Source organism: Paraburkholderia sp. GAS33 (genome assembly GCF_050436645.1).
Classification (GTDB): Bacteria; Pseudomonadota; Gammaproteobacteria; order Burkholderiales; family Burkholderiaceae; genus Paraburkholderia; species Paraburkholderia phenazinium_B.
In genome coordinates, this window is sequence record NZ_JBNDMP010000004.1 from 210501 (window position 1) to 232338 (window position 21838).

The 21838-nt window shown below is 63.6% G+C and carries 20 protein-coding genes; 11 read left to right on the plus strand and 9 right to left on the minus strand.

The genetic code is table 11. From position 1 onward, the window contains the following. Window positions 1-19: 19 nt before the first annotated feature. On the minus strand, window positions 20-1372 hold the full coding sequence (locus P3T24_RS14590) for a chloride channel protein (RefSeq protein WP_429435554.1): 1353 nt from the start codon (window positions 1370-1372) through the stop codon (window positions 20-22). Between the two features lie 291 nt (window positions 1373-1663). Between P3T24_RS14590 and P3T24_RS14595 the strand changes: the two genes are divergently transcribed. From P3T24_RS14595 to P3T24_RS14630, 8 genes are all read left to right on the plus strand, one after another. Next, window positions 1664-2881, plus strand: coding sequence for an MFS transporter (locus P3T24_RS14595; protein WP_429407440.1), 1218 nt, complete (start codon window positions 1664-1666; stop codon window positions 2879-2881). Between the two features lie 305 nt (window positions 2882-3186). Then, window positions 3187-4053 (plus strand): TetR/AcrR family transcriptional regulator, encoded by an 867-nt coding sequence (locus tag P3T24_RS14600; protein WP_429435556.1) that lies wholly within the window; start codon window positions 3187-3189, stop codon window positions 4051-4053. Window positions 4054-4207: 154 nt separating this feature from the next. Beyond that, window positions 4208-6706 carry an acyl-CoA dehydrogenase gene (locus P3T24_RS14605; RefSeq protein ID WP_429435559.1) on the plus strand — a complete coding sequence of 833 codons (2499 nt, stop codon included), beginning with the start codon at window positions 4208-4210 and terminating at the stop codon, window positions 6704-6706. A 93-nt stretch (window positions 6707-6799) separates the two neighbouring features. Beyond that, entirely contained in the window at window positions 6800-8209 is a 1410-nt protein-coding gene (locus tag P3T24_RS14610) for a 3-oxoacyl-ACP reductase (protein ID WP_429435561.1), read from the plus strand. Continuing rightward, window positions 8206-9123: a MaoC/PaaZ C-terminal domain-containing protein gene (locus tag P3T24_RS14615; RefSeq protein WP_074264945.1), complete on the plus strand. Its 918-nt coding sequence runs from the start codon at window positions 8206-8208 to the stop codon at window positions 9121-9123. The genes P3T24_RS14610 and P3T24_RS14615 overlap by 4 nt, the downstream gene beginning before the upstream one ends. A gap of 142 nt (window positions 9124-9265) precedes the next feature. Continuing rightward, window positions 9266-10567 carry an acetyl-CoA C-acetyltransferase gene (locus P3T24_RS14620; protein ID WP_429435564.1) on the plus strand — a complete coding sequence of 434 codons (1302 nt, stop codon included), beginning with the start codon at window positions 9266-9268 and terminating at the stop codon, window positions 10565-10567. Window positions 10568-10654: 87 nt separating this feature from the next. Then, window positions 10655-12424, plus strand: a complete 1770-nt coding sequence (locus tag P3T24_RS14625; RefSeq protein ID WP_429287552.1) for an AMP-binding protein — start codon at window positions 10655-10657, stop codon at window positions 12422-12424. Window positions 12425-12491: 67 nt separating this feature from the next. Then, on the plus strand, window positions 12492-13556 hold the full coding sequence (locus P3T24_RS14630) for a DUF1571 domain-containing protein (RefSeq protein ID WP_429287551.1): 1065 nt from the start codon (window positions 12492-12494) through the stop codon (window positions 13554-13556). Between the two features lie 41 nt (window positions 13557-13597). Here P3T24_RS14630 and P3T24_RS14635 read toward each other — a convergent pair whose 3' ends face one another. The 6 genes from P3T24_RS14635 to P3T24_RS14660 all read right to left on the minus strand — a co-directional run bounded on the left by P3T24_RS14635 (window position 13598) and on the right by P3T24_RS14660 (window position 17902). Further along, window positions 13598-13987, minus strand: a complete 390-nt coding sequence (locus tag P3T24_RS14635; protein ID WP_429435567.1) for a hypothetical protein — start codon at window positions 13985-13987, stop codon at window positions 13598-13600. A gap of 82 nt (window positions 13988-14069) precedes the next feature. After that, window positions 14070-15647: an FAD-binding protein gene (locus tag P3T24_RS14640; RefSeq protein WP_429407452.1), complete on the minus strand. Its 1578-nt coding sequence runs from the start codon at window positions 15645-15647 to the stop codon at window positions 14070-14072. 19 nt (window positions 15648-15666) lie between these two features. Beyond that, window positions 15667-16125 (minus strand): hypothetical protein, encoded by a 459-nt coding sequence (locus P3T24_RS14645; RefSeq protein ID WP_074266102.1) that lies wholly within the window; start codon window positions 16123-16125, stop codon window positions 15667-15669. A gap of 278 nt (window positions 16126-16403) precedes the next feature. After that, a complete protein-coding gene (locus tag P3T24_RS14650; RefSeq protein ID WP_429435568.1) occupies window positions 16404-17228 on the minus strand; it encodes an anti-sigma factor family protein in 825 nt (274 codons plus the stop codon). Next, window positions 17228-17746, minus strand: a complete 519-nt coding sequence (locus tag P3T24_RS14655; RefSeq protein WP_074264952.1) for a sigma-70 family RNA polymerase sigma factor — start codon at window positions 17744-17746, stop codon at window positions 17228-17230. Before P3T24_RS14655 ends, P3T24_RS14650 begins: the two co-directional genes overlap by 1 nt. A gap of 24 nt (window positions 17747-17770) precedes the next feature. Next, window positions 17771-17902, minus strand: coding sequence for a hypothetical protein (locus tag P3T24_RS14660; protein WP_302050853.1), 132 nt, complete (start codon window positions 17900-17902; stop codon window positions 17771-17773). A gap of 470 nt (window positions 17903-18372) precedes the next feature. Here P3T24_RS14660 and hfq point away from each other — a divergent pair, with 470 nt between their 5' ends. Further along, the gene (gene hfq, locus P3T24_RS14665; RefSeq protein ID WP_074264953.1) at window positions 18373-18834 is read left to right on the plus strand and encodes an RNA chaperone Hfq; all 462 of its coding nucleotides are present in this window, start codon (window positions 18373-18375) and stop codon (window positions 18832-18834) included. Between the two features lie 97 nt (window positions 18835-18931). On the opposite strand, the gene P3T24_RS14670 is transcribed toward hfq, so the two are convergent. Then, window positions 18932-19168 (minus strand): hypothetical protein, encoded by a 237-nt coding sequence (locus P3T24_RS14670; protein ID WP_074264954.1) that lies wholly within the window; start codon window positions 19166-19168, stop codon window positions 18932-18934. Window positions 19169-19378: 210 nt separating this feature from the next. Here P3T24_RS14670 and P3T24_RS14675 point away from each other — a divergent pair, with 210 nt between their 5' ends. Continuing rightward, the gene (locus P3T24_RS14675; protein WP_429287546.1) at window positions 19379-19561 is read left to right on the plus strand and encodes a hypothetical protein; all 183 of its coding nucleotides are present in this window, start codon (window positions 19379-19381) and stop codon (window positions 19559-19561) included. Between the two features lie 137 nt (window positions 19562-19698). Further along, complete coding sequence (locus tag P3T24_RS14680; RefSeq protein WP_429435570.1) at window positions 19699-20916, plus strand: low temperature requirement protein A; 1218 nt, start codon at window positions 19699-19701, stop codon at window positions 20914-20916. Between the two features lie 158 nt (window positions 20917-21074). Here P3T24_RS14680 and P3T24_RS14685 read toward each other — a convergent pair whose 3' ends face one another. Further along, a complete protein-coding gene (locus tag P3T24_RS14685; RefSeq protein WP_074264957.1) occupies window positions 21075-21803 on the minus strand; it encodes a DUF2968 domain-containing protein in 729 nt (242 codons plus the stop codon). Window positions 21804-21838 lie beyond the last annotated feature (35 nt).

The following is a 21838-nucleotide window of genomic DNA, read 5'->3' on the forward strand; positions in this document are numbered from 1 at the left end:
CTGAGCGGTATCTCCCCCCTTAACCCTCGCCCGCCGACCTCGCCATCACCGCGCCCGCCGGCTTCGCCGACGCCGCGGCCGGCACGTTGCGCGCCGCCCATACGGTCGCCAGCAGCTTGAAGGTCGACACGGAGCCAGCCACCGCCAGCAGGATGGGCACAAGAAAGTCATGGCTCACGCGGGTGAACTCGAGAATCAGCACGACCGCCGTCAACGGCATCTGCATCGATGCGGCAAGAAACGCCCCCGCGCCGACAATCGCAAAAGCGCCCGAAGACGTGCCCGGCCAGATCATGTTCCATATCCCGCCAAGCACGATCGCGAGCAATGCGCCGTTCGCGAGCCCCGGCGTCAGCAGACCGCCTTCGGCACCGGCACGCAGACTGCCGGCCGTGATCGCAACCTTGAGGATCAGCAGTACCGCCGCCAGCCCGATCGTCAGTTCGCTATTGAACGACAGACCTGCCGGGCCCTTGCCATTGCCGAGCAATTGCGGAAACTCAATGGCCAGCACACCGATGATGGCAAAGTTGATGAGCGCCAGAACCGGCAATCGCCAGTCCTTCGGCGCATGAGCGCGGGCGCGCGTGGTCAGTTGCGTGAAGCCCCACGCCGCCAGCCCGAAAATGGGACCGCACAGCGCCGACCAGACGACCAGAGGCGTGCTTAACAGCAGCTGCGGAACCGAATACTGATGCTCATCGCCCAGACCGATCCACGCGACCACGGCGCCAATGGCAGATGTCGCCACCGCCGGCACCAACGCGGCCCAGCCGAACGTGCCCAGCAACACTTCGAGCACGAACACCGCGCCGCCTAACGGTACGTTATAGACGGCAGCCAGCCCGGCCCCGGCCCCGCACGCCACCATGATGCGGCTTTCGGCAACCGTCAGCCCCGCGCGATGCGACAGCCAGCCGGCCCACACCGAGCCGATCTCGCGTGGCGCCACCTCGCGGCCAAGCGGCGAGCCCAGCGCGACGGTCACGATCTGCAGCACGGCATGAATCACCGTGCTGACGACCGGCATGCGCGGATCTTCCGATTTGACCGCCTTCTTGATGCTGACGAGCGGACGCCCGTAGCGATACAGCGCCCACCAGCCGAGACCGGCGACAAGGCCGCAGACGACCATCACCAGCACTCGCCGTTCGGGCGCCGCGCCGCTCACGCCGCTCAGGAAGCTCTCGTTGCTGATGACGTGCTCGAGGCTGTAGCCAAACGCAACGTGCTGGATCCAGTGCAGCAACAGCGCCAGCGACATGCCGCCGAGACCTGCGCCGACGCCGGTGAGCAAGGTCACGCTGACAAGCACGGCGAACGGGCTTCGATGATCAGCCGCAGGCTCGGAGGGGATCGGTCTGGTGGACATGGTGAGAGCAATGATAGGAGCTATTTTCGGATGCCGTCATCGTATGCCGCACCACAGCATGAGGCAAATTTATTTTTATAATTTATTGATTCATTTTATGAATATATCTATAGCCAGCACGCGCTCGGGGACGTGCAGACATTAGGGACATCTACTGAGAAACCGCATTTCAAGCATGCAGACGCTTAACCGTCGGCGTACACTCCCTGCGAGCCCGCTGCACGGGGCGCGCGGGTCGCCTTGCGATCCGCCGTAAGGCACGGGTTGTTCGGAGACTTGGAGAAAAAACACATGAGTTGGACTCGGGAACAGAAAAACGTCACTATCGCCGCCTACCTCGGGTGGACGCTCGATGCATTCGATTTCTTTCTGATGGTGTTCATCCTGAAAGATATCGCGAGCGAATTCGGGACGGACGTCAAAACCGTAGCCTTTGGCATCACGTTGAGTCTCATGATGCGCCCAGTCGGCGCACTCATCTTTGGCTGGCTCGCCGATAAATTCGGCCGCCGCCCCACGCTGATGGTCAACATCGCGTGCTATTCGTTGCTTGAACTGCTGTCCGGCTTCTCCCCCAACCTCACCACACTGCTCGTGCTGCGCGCGCTGTTCGGCATCGCCATGGGCGGCGAATGGGGCGTGGGCGGCGCACTGACCATGGAAACCGTGCCGGCCAAATCGCGCGGCATCGTCTCCGGTCTGCTGCAGGCCGGTTATCCCAGCGGCTATCTGCTTGCCTCGGTCGTGTTCGGCGTGCTGTATCAATACATCGGCTGGCGCGGCATGTTCATGGTCGGCGTGCTGCCTGCACTGCTGGTGCTTTATGTGCGCGCGCACGTGCCTGAGTCGCCGGCCTTCAAAACGCTGGAAAAGCGCGCAAGGCCAGGGCTGCTTGCAACGCTGAAGAAGAACGTCGCGTTGTCGATCTACTCGATCATCCTGATGACCGCGTTCAATTTCTTCTCGCACGGCTCACAGGATCTGTACCCAACCTTCCTGCGCGAACAGCATCATTTCGATGCGCATACGGTCTCGCTGATCTCCATCGTGCTGAATATCGGCGCAATCTGCGGGGGCCTCTTCTTCGGCTTCTTCTCCGAGAAAATCGGCCGCAAGCGCGCGATCTTTATCGCAGCACTGATCGCACTGCCGGTTCTGCCGTTGTGGGCGTTCTCGACCACGCCGGTGCTACTGGCGGTCGGCGCGTTCCTGATGCAGATTTCGGTGCAGGGCGCCTGGGGTGTGATCCCGGTCCACCTGAATGAAATCTCGCCGGATGAAATCCGCGCTACCTTCCCGGGCCTCGTGTACCAGCTCGGCAACCTGCTCGCTTCGGTCAACGCGCCGCTGCAGGCAGGCCTCGCCGAGAAGCACGGCAACAACTATGCGCTAGTCATGGCCGTGGTGATCGGTATCGTCGCCGTGGTAATTGCGGTACTGATTCCGTTTAGTCGTGAACGTCGAGGCATAGATATGACACAATCTGCCAAAGAGGTTGCAGCGGTTTAGTATCAGCAGCACCGAAAGACGCGAAACACACTTATAGGCGGCCCCAGGCCGCCACGCCAGGCAGTACCCGCGAGGCCGTTCCGATTGCTATCGGAACGGCCTTTTTTATTCGGCAACCGGAACAGCAACCGTGCGGTGTCCGAAGCATTTGATGCACCGCAGCGGTGCTTTTTTAGAGGAGTCCGTCCATAGAGAGCCCTTGCCCGATGATCCATAACCTTCTTATCCTGAAAAAAACGCGCGTTTCAAATGCGCATTTGAATCGCTTGTTTGCGGCCGGGTAACCGGTAATTGGGAGACGCAACATGGCAGTTCGTACGACAGGCCGGCACACCGGCGACACGAAGTCTCGCATCCTCGATGCCGCAGAAACGCTGTTCATTGAATGCGGTTACGAGGCCATGTCGCTGCGTCAGATTACCTCGCGCGCCGAGGTCAATCTCGCAGCGGTCAACTATCACTTCGGCAGCAAGGAAGCGCTGATTCACGCGATGCTCTCGCGTCGCCTCGACCGCCTCAACCAGGAACGGGTCAAGCTGCTCGAGCGTTTCGACAACATGCTCGGACCTCGGCTTACGTGCGAGCACGTGCTGGGCGCGATGTTCATTCCGGCGTTGCGGCTGTCGCGCGATCCGCGGGTGGGCGGTAAGGCGTTCCTGCGTCTGCTCGGACGCGCGTACACCGATCCGTCGTCGTTCATTCGCGACTTTCTGAATGGACACTACGCCCTGGTGGCGGAGCGTTTCTTTGCAGCGTTCCAGCGCGCGCTGCCGCATCTGCCACGCGACGAACTCGGCTGGCGGCTGCACTTTGCGATCGGCGCGCTCTCCGGCGTACTGGCGGGCACCGATACTGACAGCCTGATCACGGAGTTCTCGCAAGGCAAGTCGATGAACGATCTGCAACTGATCGCACGCCTCGCCTCGCTGATGGTCGCCGCGCTCAAGGCGCCGCTACCCGATGCGACCCAGCTGGCCGCCTTCGCGGCCGTACTGGGCGATGCCACCGACGGTACGGGCGACGGTCAGGACAGTGGCAGCGGCTGCAACGCAGCGGCTGCGCTGGGCGCCGCCGAACCCGAGGCGCTGTCACGTGAACCGGAACGCCTGGGCGGTGGACTGAGTGGCGGCCTGAGCGGTTCGTTGCGGCACGTCGCGCACGGCGCAGCCTGAGCAGGTCACGTCCGGGCTGGCCCGGATGTGACCGCCCTGTCTCCCACCGGCGCCGCGGTGCACCTGGCACCGCATGTGCTGTCAAACAAACAATGCGAACCTTCCGCATCCTGCGGACGCGTCCGCGCGCACCATCAAATCAGGAGGAAACGCCATGTCATGGTTCTTCTTAGTGCTGGTTCTCGCCGCTGCGGCACTCGTCTATGTGCAGGCCCGCGCCTCGTGGTGGCTCGCCTTCCTGATCGTATGGGTCGCCGCCGCGCATCTGAGCGGCGCGGCGGGGCCGGTTGCTACGGCTATCCTCGCCATCGTGTTCGTGCTGCCCGCGCTTGTTCTCACGCTCAAGCCGTTGCGGCGTGCCTGGATATCGAAGCCGGTGCTCGAGATCTTTCGCAAGATCCTGCCGGAGATGTCGCCGACCGAGCGCGATGCCATCGAAGCAGGCACGGTCTGGTGGGACGCTGCACTGTTCTCCGGACGCCCGCATTGGGACACCCTGCTTGGGCACGGCCCCGCGAAACTCACTGCTGAAGAGCAGTCGTTTCTCGACGTCGAATGCCAGCATCTTTGCGATCTCGCCAACGACTGGGAAACCACCGCTGTCTGGCAAGACCTGTCGCCGCAAACCTGGCAATACATCAAGGAGCGCGGCTTCCTCGGCATGATCATTCCGAAGCAGTACGGCGGCAAGCAGTTCTCCGCTTACGCGCATTCGCAGGTCATCATGAAGCTTGCCACGCGTTGCTCGGCCGCCGCCGTTTCGGTGATGGTGCCGAATTCGCTCGGGCCGGCCGAACTGCTGATGCACTACGGCACGGAAGAGCAGAAGAACCACTATCTGCCGCGTCTCGCGCGCGGCATCGAAATCCCCTGCTTCGCGTTGACGAGTCCGTACGCGGGTTCGGATGCCGCGGCAATTCCCGATGTGGGCATCGTCTGCAAAGGCACCTTTGAAGGCCGCGAGACGCTCGGCTTTCGCGTCACCTGGGACAAGCGCTACATCACGCTCGGACCGATTGCGACCGTGCTGGGCCTCGCGTTCCGTGCGCTCGACCCCGATCATCTGCTCGGTTCTACTGATGAACCCGGCATCACCTGCGCGCTGATTCCGACCAGTCATCCAGGCGTCAACATCGGCCGCCGTCACTGGCCGCTCAACGCCGTGTTCCAGAATGGTCCGAACTCGGGCAAGGATGTCTTCATACCGATCGACTGGGTGATCGGCGGACGCGATCAGGTCGGCAACGGCTGGCGCATGTTGATGGAATGCCTCGCCGCGGGCCGCGCGATCTCGCTGCCGTCGTCGAATGTCGGCATGGCGAAGATCGCCGTGCGCGGTACCGGTGCCTACGCCGCCGTGCGCCGCCAGTTCCGCACCGCGGTCGGCAAGTTCGAAGGAGTACAGGAAGCGCTCGGCCGGATGGGCGGCAACCTGTACGTCATGGACGCGGCACGGCGACTCTCCGCGCACGCAGTCGATCTCGGCGAAAAACCTTCGGTGATCTCGGCGATCGCGAAATATCACGTCACCGAGCGCGCCCGCAAGGTCATCAACGACGGCATGGACATCACCGCCGGCAAGGGCATCTGCATGGGACCGTCGAACTTTCTCGCGCGTGCCTACCAACAGGTGCCGGTGTCGATCACCGTCGAAGGGGCGAACATTCTCACGCGCTGCCTGATCATCTTCGGCCAGGGCGCCATCCGCTGCCACCCGTATGTGCTCAAGGAAATGGCTGCGACGCGTGAAGCCGACCGCGGCAAAGCGCTGCGCGATTTCGATGAAGCGTTCTTCGGGCATGTCAGCTTTACGCTGTCGAACGTCGTGCGCAGCTTCATCTATGGCATCACGGCCGGCGCATTCATCAGGAGACCGCAGCGTGCGTATGCGCCGCTGGTCCCCTACTATCGCGCAGCCACGCGGATCTCCACGGTGTTCGCGCTGCTCGCCGACGTATCGATGTTCGTGCTGGGCGGCGATCTGAAGCGGCGCGAACGGATTTCCGGCCGGCTGGGCGACGTGCTGTCGCAGCTCTATCTGATCTCGGCGACACTCAAGCGCTTTGAGGACGAAGGCCGTCAGGAAAGCGACCTGCCGCTCGTGCGCTGGGGCGTCGAGGATGCATTGCATCAGGCGCAGGAGGCTATCGACGGCGTGCTGGTTAACTATCCGAACCGTCTCGCCGCGGGTCTCGTGCGTCTGCTGGCGTTTCCGTTCGGCCTGCCACATCGTGCGCCTTCCGACACGCTCGGAACGGCAATCGCCGAACTGATGCAAACGCCGGGCGCAGCGCGTGAACGGCTGGTATCCGACTCCTATGTGCCGCATCCTGACGTCGACCCGCTCGGGTACGGCGAACTGCTGTTCGCGCTGAGTCCGAGTATCGACGCCATCGATCGCAAGCTGCGCGATGCGGTCAAGCAGGGCCTGCTCGCGCCGATGCCGCAGAGCCTCGCCCATCTCGCGGAGTGGACCGCCAACGCCCAACAGCAGGGTGTGCTCGACACCGACGAGCGGCGAGTGCTCGACGACTATGCCCGCTATGGCGCCGAGGTCATCAAGGTGGACGACTTCGAACCGGACTTCGGCATGCTCGAAGCGCTGCAGCGGCGCAAGGAGGCACTGGAAAAAGCGATGCAGCTTGCAGCCTGAGCGTTGCGCCGTGCACACTGATGCGTCACGTAATCCAAACCTGAAACCCAGGCATACGAAAGCAACCCCGACTGGCCAGCGGAGCAACAGAAGATGAACGACACCTACCTGAACTTCGTGAACTCGCCGTTCGGCGCGCGCCTCGCGCGCTCGATCGGCTTGCCGAAGCCCGAGGTATTGCGCCGCTATCGCGCGGACCAGCCTGAGTTCGATGGACTCGTGGCGATCGGCGCGGGGCGCGAGCCGCGTCTGCTCAATGCGCTGGCGGGTGTGATCGCGCGCACCGGTTTCACCAGCGTCGCGCATCAAAGCGCCGGATTATGGGTATCGCTCGCGGCGCGTCATGGTCTGATGACGGGCCGCTTCGAGCCCGCCGAAGCCGGACCGCATGGACGGGTTGCCGCGCTGATTTTCGACGCGAGCGGTATCGAAGACAGCGGCCAGCTCGATACGCTGTTCGCGTTCTTCCACGACACGCTGCGCTCGCTCGGCAAATGCGGCCGCATCGTTGTGCTTGGGCGGCCGCCCGAAGCGTGCGCGGGTTCGCGGCAATGGACTGCGCAACGTGCGCTCGAAGGACTCACGCGTTCGCTCGGCAAGGAGGCGCGGCGCGGCGTCACGGCTAATCTGGTCTACGTTGCAGAAGGCGCTGAACATGAGGCCGAGGCGACGCTGCGCTTTTTTCTGTCGCCACGCTCGGCGTATGTTTCGGGTCAGGTGGTGCGCGTTGCTGCGAACGGCACCTCTCACGCAACCACGTTCGACTGGGCTCAACCTCTCGCCGGCAAACGCGCGATCGTAACCGGTGCGGCACGCGGAATCGGCGCGGCGATCGCCAGTGCCCTGTCAGCCGAAGGCGCGCACGTCATCGGCATCGATATCCCCTCGGCCAAAGACGCGCTCGACGCCACCATCCGGCCACTCGGCGGTACCGCCCTCGCCTTCGATATCGCCGCCGCCGAGACACCCGCGCAGATCGCCGCGGCGCTCGATGAACTCGGTGTGGACATCGTCGTGCACAACGCCGGCATCACGAAGGACAAAACCATCGCCCGCATGACAGAAGCCGCATGGCACAGCGTGATCGACATCAACCTGTCCGCGCAGGAACGCCTCGACGACGCCCTGCTCGCGGCCGGGACGCTGCGCGACGGCGGCCGCATCGTGTGCGTGTCGTCGATCAGCGGCATCGCCGGCAACATGGGTCAGACCAATTACGCAACCTCGAAAGCGGGCGTGATCGGCCGCGTGCAAAGCATGGCTATCCCGTTAGGCAAACGAAACATCACGATCAACGCCGTGGCCCCCGGTTTCATCGAAACGCAGATGACCGCAAAAATTCCGCTGGCCATCCGCGAAGCCGGACGCCGGATGAATTCGATGAGTCAGGGCGGCCAACCTGTGGACGTGGCCCAGACTATTGCGTGGCTCGCGCATCCTGGATCGGCAGGCGTCACCGGCCAGGTGGTGCGCGTCTGCGGTCAAAGCTTGATCGGAGCATGAGCATGCACGAGCCCTCCGGCATCGGCCAGGCTTACGGCGCGGTGCGTCCGAAGACGGTGGTCATCGAGGCGTTACCCGCGCCGGCGAAACTGTATGCGCGCGCGCTGTCCGGCCTGATCAAACGCGGCCGCCCCTCCCAGTTGCCGGCGCTGCGGCTCGTGCGTCCGGCGGCGCCGCTCGAGCCGGCAGCGATCGAACGCTATGCGCGAGTCTGTGGTTTTATCCCCGAGCACGGCGTGCCCTTGACCTTCCCGCATCTGCTCGCCTTCCCGCTGCATCTGCTGATGCTGACCGATCCGGCCTTCCCATGGCCCGCGCTCGGGCTCGTGCATCTCGCCAATCACGTGCGGCTGCGCAGACCGCTCGCGTACAACGAGGCGTTGCGGGTCGAGGTCGAATTCGGTGCCTTGCTGCGTCACGACAAGGGTCAGGCGTTCGTACTGCATACGCGCCTGTACCGGCGCGGCGAAGCGGTGTGGGACGGCGACAGCGTCTATCTGAAGCGCGGTGCAGCCCCAATGGGCGATCCCCTGGCCGCACTCGAGATCGAACGCGACACGTTGCACCGAGTGGCACGCTGGCAGCTTCCTGCGCAACTCGGGCGGGACTACGCACATGCGTCCGGCGACTACAACCCGATTCATCTGACCACGCTGACGGCCAAGGCATTTGGTTTCCCACGCGCCATCGCACACGGCATGTGGACGCTCGCGCGCAGCGCCGCCGCACTGCAGCCGCCCAAGCCGCTCGCCGAAGCGGTCATCAGCGCGGAATTCAAGCTGCCGATGCTGCTGCCCGGCGACGCCTCGTTATGGACCAGCTCACCCTCGCCCAGCACACGCGAACTGGAAGTGCGCGACGCGGCTGGTGACAAACCGCATTTGCGCGGCCGCTTTCAATGGACATCTCTATGAACCGGCCACCGTCATGACCCATCGTTCGCCCTTTTGAGCTCGCGGTGCGCCATACCCGCAAAGCTGCAAACGGCCCATCCACGCAGCAGTCGTGGCCACCGCTCAACCCGATCAACCCGCTTCACCCTGCAAGGAGTCACGCATGTCCCACCCGCTTCCCGCTGTGCGACGCGTCGCCATCATCGGCGGCAACAGGATTCCGTTTGCGCGTTCGAACACCGCCTACGCGAGCGCCTCGAACCAGGACATGCTGACCTTCACGCTGCAAGGGCTGGTTGACCGCTTCAACCTGCACGGCGAGCGCCTCGGCGAAGTGGCAGCGGGCGCGGTCATCAAGCATTCGCGCGACTTCAACCTCACGCGCGAGTCGGTCCTCTCAACAACCCTCGCGAAAGAAACCCCAGCCTACGACGTGCAACAGGCCTGCGGCACCGGCCTGGAAGCCGCCATCCTCGTTGCCAACAAGATCGCGTTGGGACAGATTCAAGTGGGCGTTGCAGGCGGCGTCGACACCACCTCGGACGCGCCGATTGGCGTCAACGAGCGGATGCGCAAGATCCTGCTCGAAGCGAATCGCGGCAAGACGCCGGGCCAACGGGTCGGCGCACTGACCAAACTAAGGCCCGGCATGTTCTTCAAACCGCTCCTGCCGCGCAATGGCGAACCGCGCACCGGCCTCTCGATGGGCGAGCACTGCGAGCTGATGGCCAAGCGCTGGAGCATTGCGCGCGAGGCGCAGGACGAACTGGCCTACGAGAGCCATCGCAAGCTCGCCGACGCCTACACACGTGGCTTTCTCAACGATCTGATGACGCCCTACAAAGGCCTCGCGCGCGATAACAACCTGCGCGCCGATCTGACGCTGGAAAAACTGGCCGGCCTGAAACCCGTGTTCGACCGCGATGCCGGCACACTAACTGCCGGCAATTCGACGCCGCTCACCGACGGCGCCTCCGCGGTGCTGCTCGCCAGCGAAGCGTGGGCTGCAGAACACGGCCTGCCGGTGCTCGCCTATCTGAGCTGGTCGGAGACCGCTGCGGTCGACTACTTCGACAAAAAAGAGGGCCTGCTGATGGCGCCCGCCTACGCCGTGCCACGCATGCTGGCCCGCGCCGGACTCAGCCTGCAGGACTTCGACCTGTACGAGATTCACGAAGCTTTTGCGGCCCAGGTGCTATGCACGCTTACAGCGTGGCAGGATGATGAGTACTGCCGCACACAACTGGGCTTATCCGGAACGCTCGGTGCGATCGACCGTGCGAAACTGAACGTCAACGGCAGCTCTCTCGCCACCGGTCATCCATTCGCCGCAACCGGTGGACGAATTGTCGCCGGCCTCGCGAAGATGCTTGCGCAGCTCGACAAACCGGCTGGCACGGCGCGCGGTCTCATTTCGATTTGCGCAGCGGGCGGCCAGGGCGTTGTTGCGATTCTCGAACGCTAGCTCCCGCCATGCATTTGCACCGTACATCGCCAGCCATAGGCATACATAACAGACACAGATGAAGCGTTTCGCTTCAGGAGACAAAAGATGAACCAACCTATCCAGTCGGCACCGACTCCGCCTCTCGATGCCAAACCGGCACCGCGCGCACCGAATACCGACGGCATCTGGTATGCGTCGTACCCAGCGGATGTGCCACACGAAATCGACGTGCGGCAGTACGAATCGATCGTGCAGTTCTTCGACGAATGCACCACGCAGTTCCGCGAACGGGTTGCGTATGTGAGTGTCGGCGCCAATCTGACCTATGGAGAACTGGCGCGCAAGGCCACGGCTTTCGCAGCATGGCTGCAGGACATCGGCGTCAAACCGGGCGAACGGGTCGCTATCATGCTGCCCAACACCTTCCAGTATCCGGTCGCATTGTTCGGCATCCTGAAGGCTGGTGCGGTGGTGGTCAACGTCAATCCGCTCTACACGGTGCGTGAACTGGCGCATCAACTGAAAGACAGCGGCGCGCAGACCATCATCGTGTTCGAGAACTTCGCGAAGACCGTCGAACAGGCGCTGCCCGGCACGCGCGTGCAGAACGTGGTGGTCACCGGTCTCGGCGACCTGCTCGCCGACGGCCTGAATCTCAAGGGACGGCTACTCAATTTCATGCTGCGGCACGTGAAAAAGATGGTGCCGAAGTATTACCTGCCAAAGGCGGTGCGTCTGCTCGACGTGCTCGCCATCGGTTATACGAAACCACTGACGCCAGTGCGTCTCACGCAGGGCGATCTGGCGTTCCTGCAATACACGGGCGGCACGACCGGCGTCGCCAAGGGGGCGATGCTCACGCATCAGAACATCATCGCCAACCTGCTGCAGGCGAAGGTCTGGTCGCAGGGGCAATTGAGCGGCGAGATCGAGACCGTGCTCACCCCGCTGCCGCTTTATCACATCTATTCGCTGACCGTGAATGCGATGATCTTCATGGGACTCGGCGGGCGCAACATCCTGATCGCCAATCCGCGCGACACCAAACGCGTGATGATGATCATCCGCAACGAGAAATTCACCGGCATCACCGCCGTCAATACGCTCTACAGCGCGTTCCTCGAAAACGAGGAGTTCAGGAAGCGCGACTTCTCGAACCTGAAACTCGCCATGGCCGGCGGCATGGCGACCCAAAAGGCTGTCGCCGAGCGCTTCAAGGCGGTGACAGGCAAGCCGATCATCGAAGGCTATGGCCTCACCGAATGCTCGCCGATCGTCTCGATGAACCCGGTGGACCTGAAGAACCTGCGCGATTGCGAAGGCTCGATCGGCCTGCCGGCGCCCTCCACCCAGGTGCGCTTCAAGAAAGACGACGGTGCCTGGGCCAATATCGGCGAAGCGGGTGAACTGTGCGTCAAGGGTCCGCAGGTGATGAAAGGCTACTGGAACCGGCCCGACGAAACCGCCAAGGTCTTCGACGAAGATGGCTGGCTCGCTACCGGCGACATCGGTGTGATGGATTCACGCGGTTTCATGCGCCTGATCGACCGCAAGAAAGACATGATTCTCGTCTCCGGCTTCAACGTCTATCCGAACGAAATCGAGGATGTGATCGCCATGCACCCCGATGTACGCGAAGTGGCGGCTATCGGTATTCCCGACCCCGCGCAGGGAGAACGCGTCAAGGTGTTCATCGTTTCGCGCAATCCCGCGCTGACCGCTGAGAAGGTCATCGAGCACTGCCGCAAGAATCTGACCGGCTACAAGGTGCCGAAGGCCGTCGAGTTCCGCAGCGAACTCCCGCAGACCAATGTCGGCAAAATCTTGCGGCGGGCGCTACGCGACGAGGAACTCGCGAAAGAAAAGCGTGCCTGAGAGGAAGCACGCCTCGAACGGCATGACCGAGCGCGATTCCGCCAACACTGGATCTGGAGGGAGATGAATGAAGCACTGCCGCTCGTGCAGCCTGGATCACCGTCTGGATTACCTTCCCCCCCTTGACGATGGGTGTAGCTTACATCCATCGCTCAAGCCTGCTCCGGCCGCATCAGCACCGGCGCTCAGGCGCACCGCGCACCTGCTGCGGCGCGCACTGGCCTCCTCGTTGCTCGCCGGCGCGGCGCTGGGTTTGGCGCCTGCTGCGGCATTCGCGCAATCGGCCCCGCAACCCGCCAGCGCACCGGCCTCGGCGGACGCCGGCGCTGCCAGCACCGCGCAGGCGCCCTCCACGCCGCCATCGCAGGCCGGCAAGCTGACCCTCGACCAACAGGTGCACTGGTTGCGGCAGGCGCAGGAAAGCGGCGAACTGGAAAAGCTCGACGATGCGCAACTCACGTCGTTGTTCCAGTCGCTCGATCCGCTCACGCTGCCGCGTTTAATCAAGGACGGGCCGAACGGCTACCCATCGTACGAATTCACGATGCTGCGCTGGGAGCGTCTCAAGGGCGAGTGGCCGGACAAGCCCGATCACATGCTGGTGCGCATCGCTCACGACCCGCTGCGAATCTACGCGAAATGGTTGCCGGATGGCGCGCATGCAGGCCAGGAGATCATCTACGACGAGTCCAAACGGGCCGATGAAATGTATGGGCACCTGGGCGGCATACTGGGCGTGATGCCGTTGTGGACTTCGACGACAGGCGCATTGGCTCGCTCGCAATCGAACCACCAGGTGCGCGATCTCGGCACCGAATACATCGCCGGCCAGTATCTGGATGAAGGGAAAAAATACGTCGAGGCAGGCGTGCCGCGCTCTACCCACATCAGTGTGCAAACTATCGAAGAGGTACGGGTCGTTACCTTCACATACGAAACGCCCATCGGTCAGCCGCAGTTCTATGCGAAGAAAGAAACGCTCGGGCTCGATTTGCGGCATCCGTATTTCCGCACGGCCGAGTCCTACGCGAACGACGGGAAGATCTTCGAGAAGATCGTCTTCGAGAGCATTACGCCGAAGACCTTCGACGATGCGACGTTCGATCCGAAAAACCCGGCCTATAAGTTCTGAGCGATAACGGCGGTGCTGCCACTGCGCCGCCGGCCACCGCTTCAGCTTTCGCGCGGGCCCATCAGGAATGCAATCGCGGCGCTGCCTCTCGCGTACTGATGACGGGAGTGTTCGACCATCCGGCCCGAACGCAACGCAAGTTGTTCAAGCACGAAATGATCGGATGCGCGCGTGACGCCGACCAGCAAGCCTGGCGTCGCAGCGAGCCGCGGTGCAAGTGTCGTGTACCAGAGCATGCCGATGTCGTCGCCGGTTTCGAAAACCGGCAGCGCGCCGCGGCCCCCATCGACTGAGAACGTTTTCGCGTCCACGAGGCTGGCATCCACTACCGCGACTGTGGTGGGCGCGCTAGCGGCGCGAGCCATCCACGGCCAGGCAGAACCTGTCGTAGAGAGCCACGCGCCGGTCATCAAAAATGTACGCCTGTCCATCGTTCGTACCTGCGTGATTCACTCAGACGTAAGCCTTCATCGCATCCGCCGTTGCGCCTTTGCGCCGACATCTGTACATCACTCACGTATATCCACGCCGGTCACGCCACGCCGCCGGCCATACACCCTGTTTCCCAGGCGAAAGAATCCCGGCTGGATCCAGCGCGTCCTTGATCGTTTCCGACAAACGCAGCAAGGCGCCGTCGTTAAAGTTGTACTGCGCCGCTGCAAAATCCATATACGCAAGATGCGTTCGATACTCGCCATATCCGGCCGCGCGCGCGTCGCTGATCAGCACGCGCAGCAGATCGCCCGCGAGGTCCGCCTGCTGCGCGTCGTCGCGATCGAAAATCGCGGCAAAAATATGGTGCAAATGGCGCGTGCCCACCGTGAAGCCACCGTAGTAATCGAAGCCGTACTCGGTCGCGCGCGCCTTCGCCATCGTGTATTGACGCATCGCATCGCGCCCGGTCGCGGGACATATCGGCGAGAAGTCCACATGCGCACCCGCGCCGCCGCGCCAGTCGAGCATGCGGAACGCGGTCATCGCGGGAATGCCGGACATGTTGCGGTCACCGCCACCGGACGGCTGCGCATCCCCGCTATAGCGGCTCGCCAGAAAGCGGGCCTGCGGCACCTGTGCGAAGGCACGCTTCACAAGCGCGTACTGCGCGTCGATCACCTCCGGTGTGCCGTACAGCGCGAAGTGCAGATTCCACCGGCCGACCTTCAGGTGCTCGAGCATCGCCGCAAGCGCGCTTTCCGGCATCGCGCCCGGGCCGTCATACCACTGCGTCCGCGACGTGATACCCGCCGCGCGGCGCAGGCCGCCTTCGATCACCGCGTTATTGCGAATCGTCTCAGCGAGGCGCAGCGGCCGCAATATCTCGACAATCGCTTCGAGGTCCTGCTCATGTTGAAACTGGATTTCACCGAGCAGATAAGCGGGCGGCGCGGGCATCAACCACACGCCCATTTTCGTGACCACACCGTAGTTGGACTGCATGAACATCGCGTCAAACGATGGTCCGTAGCCCGGCTGATAGGTCTGCCAGGAGGTGCCGATGTCGATCCCTCCCATTCCTGTGCGCACGACATCGCCGTTAGCCAGCACGATCTCCATGCCGCACTGGGTGGCAGCGTGATCGCCGTACGACGTGTAGCCGAAGCCGCGTTCCAGCGTGTTGCCGATCACGCTGCCCCAGCCGGCCGCCGGCGGATCGACCCACAGCCGGTAGCCCTTGCTGCGTAGCCAGGCGTACAGATCGAAGTAGCTGACGCCGGGCTCGACGAGCGCGTAAGCCAGCGTTTCGTTAACCTCAATAATGCGGTTCATCCGCTGCAGATCGAGCACCACTGAGCCCGTCAGCCGCGGCGCGGCGCCGCCATAGGCAAAGTTGCGGCCGGTGGACACAGTCCATAGCGGAATACGGTAGTGCGTCGCGATGCGCAGAATGGCCTGGATCGCTTCGACCGAATCCGGCCGCAGCGCGGCAGATGCAGAGAACGCCGCAGCCTGACCGGGCGCGAACGGATCGCGATACGACGCGAGGTCGATCCCGGAGGACACGACGTTCTCCTCGCCGACAATCGCCGTCCATTCGGCAAGCGCCCGGTCGAACTGGGCTTCCGCGATATTCGGCGGCAAGATGCGTGTCAAAACGTCTCCTTCACTGTCACTACCGGCGCATCCCACCTCCGCCGCCCCAACCGCCATGCATGCCACCGCCACCGTGCCAGCCGCCGCCGTGCCAACCCCCGGCCGGCCTGCCGCCACGGAATCCCACCCGGCTGAAGTGAATATGATCCAGCGCATAGCGGTGATGAAACCGGTCGACGAAAATAAACGGCCCACCGAATCCGACGGTCACGACGCCGCTCCAATACCACGGATCGTAGTACGGATAGAGTCCCGCTGGATACAGCGCCACGGCATTGTCGTCGCCCTGCACGATCTGCCAGGTGCCGTCCGGTTGCTGGCACGCGAGTCCGGTGATCTGCTGCATGGAGCCATTGATTTCGGCCTGACCCGCGACCGTCTGGCATGGCGGCCCGTCCTCACTGGATTGCGCTGCTACCGGCCCCGCACACGCGACACACAAGGCTAATACTGCCCAACGTCCTTTGATATAACGCATGATTCCGTCCTGTCCCGACGCTTCGGTGTTGCGCCCGCACTCGCGGCCGTCGCCGTAAAGACCACGTCGTTTCGCCTCGCATCCGCCCATGCGGCTGTCTGCTTAAAACCGCGCAAGCGGCGCAAGCAGAAGCCGCATTAGCATGGGCTTGCAACGAGTAAACGAAATGCCGGACAACGCTATTCCGATGATGCGCCGGACGCGCGGCCCGGTTGCGTTACATCATGTTTCAGCAGGCGTTGCCGCCAGGTGTCGGGCGGCGCGCCAGCCGCGCCGGTCTATTCTTTCCACGACGACGGTTTGCCACCCAGCGAGCCGCATACGTCAATGGCGATTTCGCGTAGCTTGCCCTCCGAGATCGGCCCCGACAACGCGTAGCCCATGTGGCTGTTCACCCAGTAAAAGGTGCGCCGGTTGCCTTCGCGAAACAGGCGAAACGCAGTTTCATCGTCTGGAATCCCGGTCACATAAAGCGTGAGCCGCGCGCCGTCCGAATTCTCGTACATGAACTGCGCCGCCGGCCCCGCTTCGCCCGGCAGCAGGCGGCCGCCCACCAGCGAATAACCATACTCCTGCAGCGACGGCACCGAGAGCGGCCGGTTCAGCCGTTTCGAGAGCCAGCTGATCAGATGTTGTTCTTCGCTAGCCGCGACCTCGACCGGATGGCGCTGCTCGGGCGTATAGACCGCATAGGCGACGTCCGCGCGTCGGGCGAAGCTCAGCGGCTGCGCGCCGATCCAACCGCTCGGCAAGCGCGACGCGAGCGGTCCCGCTGCGAGCGCGAGGCCCGCGCCCACAGCCAGCCAGCACGCCGCGAGACTGACGCGGCGCCACCACGGCGGCGGCACGCGCACGACTACGAACGACGGCGCGCCATCGCTCGCATCGCGCTGGGATACACCGCCGCACAAGGCCTGCAAGGCAGATTTCTGCGCCCGCCACGCTTCCACCCGCGCGGCCGCCTCCGGATCGTCGGCGAGATGTTCGAGAACGGCCGCGCGCGTGCCTTGCGGCAACTCACCGTCGATGAACGCCGAGAGCGCGCGCAAATCCGCCGGTTTCAGCGAATCGGGAAGAGCGGAGTCGTGGTCGTCTTGGCTCATCACGGCGTTCTCACTACTTTCAACGGCGTGGGGATGCGCGCCGGCCCTTCGGTCAGCAGCACACGCATGTGCTCGCGGGCACGGGACAAGCGCGACATCACCGTGCCAATCGGCACGCCGAGCGCAATCGACGCCTCCTGATAAGTCAATTCCTCGACGCACACGAGCAGCAGCACTTCGCGCTGCTCGATCGGCAGACAATACAGTGCCCGTTGCAAATCGCGCAATACCAGCCCGTCCACTTCGCCGGGCGGCGCTGCGAGATCGCGCCACGGCGCGGTTTCCTCATCGACCGTGACCTCGCGGCGCACCCGCAACTGATCGATGTAGAGATGCCGCAGGATCGTCAACAGCCATGCGCGCAGATTGCTGTTCGGCCGGAACGCCGCCCAGCGTGCAAGCGCGCGCTCGGCGGTGTCCTGCACCAGATCGTCTGCCCATGCGGTATCGCCCGTCAGTGCGCGCGCATAGCGGCGCAACTGCGGGAGCCATGAAATCACTTCCGCTTCGAACTTCACGCAGCGAACGGCGCGCGCGGGCTGTTAATAACCGCCAGTGCTGCTCGTGCTTCCGCCGCCGGACGAATCCGCTGTCGTGCAAGCCGTGGTGCCGAAGGCTGTTAGCGCGAGCGCCACGATGACGCACGCGGTTGAAACCAGTTGGGACAATTTCATATGCAGTCTCCTGACGACACCCGCTTTGGGGCCCGCGCCGGTTTGCGACCGGATGCCGGGATGTTGCGGTGTGTCATGCGTTGAATTGCCACGCGACGGGCGCAGCGGACCGTGACCGCCGGCGCGTCGAGACTGGCCCGCCTGCAGGGCCGTCCGGACGCGGGCTAAGTCGAAGCAGGGCGCCGCCGAACACGCCGCCCATGCAACGTTAACGCCGCGACAGCAGGTTTATTCCGCCCTCTTGCAGATAAAGCGCGGCAAGGCGGAGCAGCGGCAATGCCGGGAGCCGGGCCAGCCTTCCTCCGCCAGAGTCCTGCCAGATTGGTAACTCAACGTTACGAGGGTCAGTTATCAGATGCTTCTATCCGCGCAAGCCGTTATAGTGGACGCAGAGAACGCTCCCCCCGCGCGCTTTTCCCTGAAAAGGGTAGAATCGCGGCGAGCAACTGTCCTTCTTACCTGACTTGTCCATGGCATCCGCAGAATCGCATCCGCAAAACGACTTCATGAACGCAGCGCGCAAAGAAAGAAAGCGCGTCGAGATCTATCTTGTCAACGGCATTCGCCTGACGGGGTGTATTGAGTCGTTCGATCAGTATCTGGTGATGCTGCGCACGCCGGTCGGCCTGCAAGGCATCTACAAGCGCGCCATTTCGACCATCCAGCTCGACACCGGCACGCGTCCCGCGCCGCGGGCCGGGCGGCCGTCGCACGGCGAGCACACCACGCGCGGCCCGCATGGCTCGCGCGAGCCGCGGGAACACCGCGAACCGCGTGAGCCGCGCGAATCGTATGGCGCCCAGCCGCCTGCCGAGCGCACGCCGTCTTCTGACCGGGCGCCTTCGGACGGCCCGGTAGTGGTCACGCGCCGCCGGCGCCTGTTCGGCACGGGCAATGGCGACGGTAACGGCAACAACAACGGTCAGGAATAGGTCGTGTTGCAGAGGCGGGCCGGCTGGTCCGCCTTGCTTGATCCGCTTGACTGGCCAGCTTCGCTGGCCTGAGTGGCTCGCCCGGTTACCCCACCGCTCAGCCGGCCGATTGCGCCGCATTCCCCAGACGCTGCAAGATCTGCTCGAGACGCACCCCCTGCTGGTGCGTCAGTTCATACCCGGCTTTGACCGCGAGCACACGCCGGCGCCAATAGCCGGCGTTCAGGATGCGCTGCATGGGTTGCTGTGTGGCCCAGTCGAGGTGCTCCAGTTCCGCTTCCACGACATGCAGTGCGTTTAAGCGTTGCGCCTGCCGCGATCCGTTCGATTCCATAGCTGCGCCACCTCGTCTTTGAGCCGCCCGGATGCGACCGATGCCGGCCGTCTCTCGCGACACACCCAAGACGAGTCACAAGGCCCAAATTTCAAGCATTTTTGTGACGTTTTGTGGCTTCGTGCGGCGCATCGGTCCACAGAAAAGCCGTGGAACGCGGCGCCGGGTTTGCGCTATCCTGACTATTCGACACTCTTTGCGGAGCACGACATGTCCAAGCCGAAGCCACACGCGCCGCCGCCCGCCCAAACGGCCGAAGACCGTCTCGATGAGGCTCTCGACGAAACCTTCCCCGCGAGCGACCCGATCGCTGTCGATCCCACCGAGCGGCCGCATCCCACGCCTGTGCCTCCAGCAACCCATCACCCCGACAAAGCAAAGAAACACCACTAGACACCGCGTCTGCGCGGTAAGCTGCCGCACGCCGCGCCTGTCTTTGACTTACTGCGCCCTACAGCTGCCCGCGCAATAGCACGCAGCATGAACGCCACCGAACCACCCTGCCCGCTCCCGCAAGAAGGAACGACAGCATGTCCAGCGACACCGCCCGCGGGCTCACCCGCGCCCCCGCGCGTTTCCTGCGCGAACGCGACGGGCAAGAGGCCCACGTTACCAACGTCGAACTGTTTTTCGACCTGATCTACGCGTTTGCCGTCACGCAACTCTCGCATCGGCTGATGCATAACCTGAGCGCGTTCGGCGCGCTCGAAACGCTGGTCCTGTGGTTCGCGGTATGGCTCGGCTGGCAGTACACCTGCTGGGTCACCAACTGGTTCGATCCCGAGCGCATCCAGGTCCGTCTGCTGCTGTTCGCGGTGATGGTGATCGGCATGGTCATGGCCGCGAGCCTGCCGCTCGCCTACGGCGAACGCGGCCTCGTCTTCGCGATCAGTTACGTGGTGATCCAGGTGGGCCGTAGTCTGGTCGTGCTGGCGTTTCTGGGCCGCGACCATGCGCTCACCGCGAACTTCCGGCGCATCTGCGGATGGCTCGCGATTTCAGGCGTCGCATGGATCGCGGGAGGTCTGCTCGACGGCATGCCGCGCTTCGCCTGCTGGAGCGTAGCGGTGCTATGCGAGTACCTCTCGCCGATGTTCGGCTTCCCACTACCGGTGCTTGGCCGCTCGACCAGCGCGGACTGGCGAACCACCGAAGGCGGCCACATCGCCGAGCGCTGCCAGGCATTTGTGATTCTCGCGCTTGGCGAGTCGGTGGTGGTGACGGGCGGCACGCTGTCGGATCTGGCCACATGGACCGCGCCTTCGATCATCGCGTTTCTGGTGTGCTTTGCCGGCAGCGTCGCCATGTGGTGGGTCTACTTCGACACCAGCAGCAGCGCCGGCAGCCGCGCCATCGCAAGCTCGCGCGAGCCTGGCCTGATGGCAGCCTATTTCCACTACGTGCACGTGATCCTGATAGCCGGCGTGATCGTGTCGGCCGCCGCCGACGACCTCATCATCCTGCATCCGCCCGAGCGTATCGACTGGCCGACGGCGTGGCTGCTGCTCGGCGGTCCGGCCATCTACGTGGCGGGCAACGGGTTGTACAAACGCGTCGTCTATGGCCTGTTTCCGCTATCGCACGTGGTGGGGCTGGTGCTGCTCGCGCTTCTCGCGCCATTCGCATTTCACACCGATCTGCTCATGACGGGCGGCTTCACGACTGTCGTGATGATCGTGGTAGCCGCCTGGGAGAGCGTATCGCGCCGCGGCTCGACGCAGGCTGAGGAGCCTGCTAGCGCGGAGTAACCGCGCGCGTTGCTCCCGACTGGCGGCTACCCTGCGGCAGATAGTCGAACGGCCGACGCGTGCACGCGGCGAACGGCGCCGCAAAAGCAACAAAACCCCGCACGGCGAACCGGGCGAGGTCATGTTTTACCGCGACGGCGATGAGCCTGGCGTTACGCTCAGTGCTGCGTCCCGGTCGTCGGCAAGCCGCTATCCAGTTGACGCTGCAGTTCCTGCACCTGACGCTGCGCATCGCGCAACTGGGCCTGGGCGGCGCTCTTCTGCTGCGCAAGCGCCGTGGCTTCGGCACGCGTCTGCTGCTGCTGATTGTCGACGATGTTCTGTTGCTGACGCGCGACAGTAAGGTCGGCCTGCAGACGGTTGGCGCGGTCTTGTGACAACGCGATCATCCGGTCGGTGAAGGCCTTTTGCGCCTCCAGCCGGGTGCGGCGGATCTCGATGTCTGACAGCTGCACGGTCTGACGGGCGAAGTCCTTGTAGATCATCTCGGCGCGCGTTTCGTCCCCGGTCTTGATGACTCGCCAGAAGGTTTTCTGCTGGAACAGCGCGACGTAGTACGTCATTTCCTGCGGGTAGAACAGCATGCTCGCGCCGTAGCTACCGTTGTACGTCGTGCGCAATTCCTTCAGATCCGAACCCCGGATCATCTGCTGCAATTCCGCGACGTTGCCGGCAGCGGATTGCTTTGCCTCGTCCGCTGTCAGCGCTGCGCTCTGCCCTTGCTGGTCCTGGGTCGTGGCGGGCAACGGAGCTGTCGTACCCGGCTGGGAAACGACCGCGGCGCTTGCTCCGCTATCCGGCAGAGACTGCGCATAGATGCCCTGCACAGTCCCGAGCGTTATCAGAGCGCCCAAGGCAATCTGTCGAAGTTTCGACTTGTGGTCCATGTAATTCCTGCTTGAACAGTTTTTGTTTTGTTACA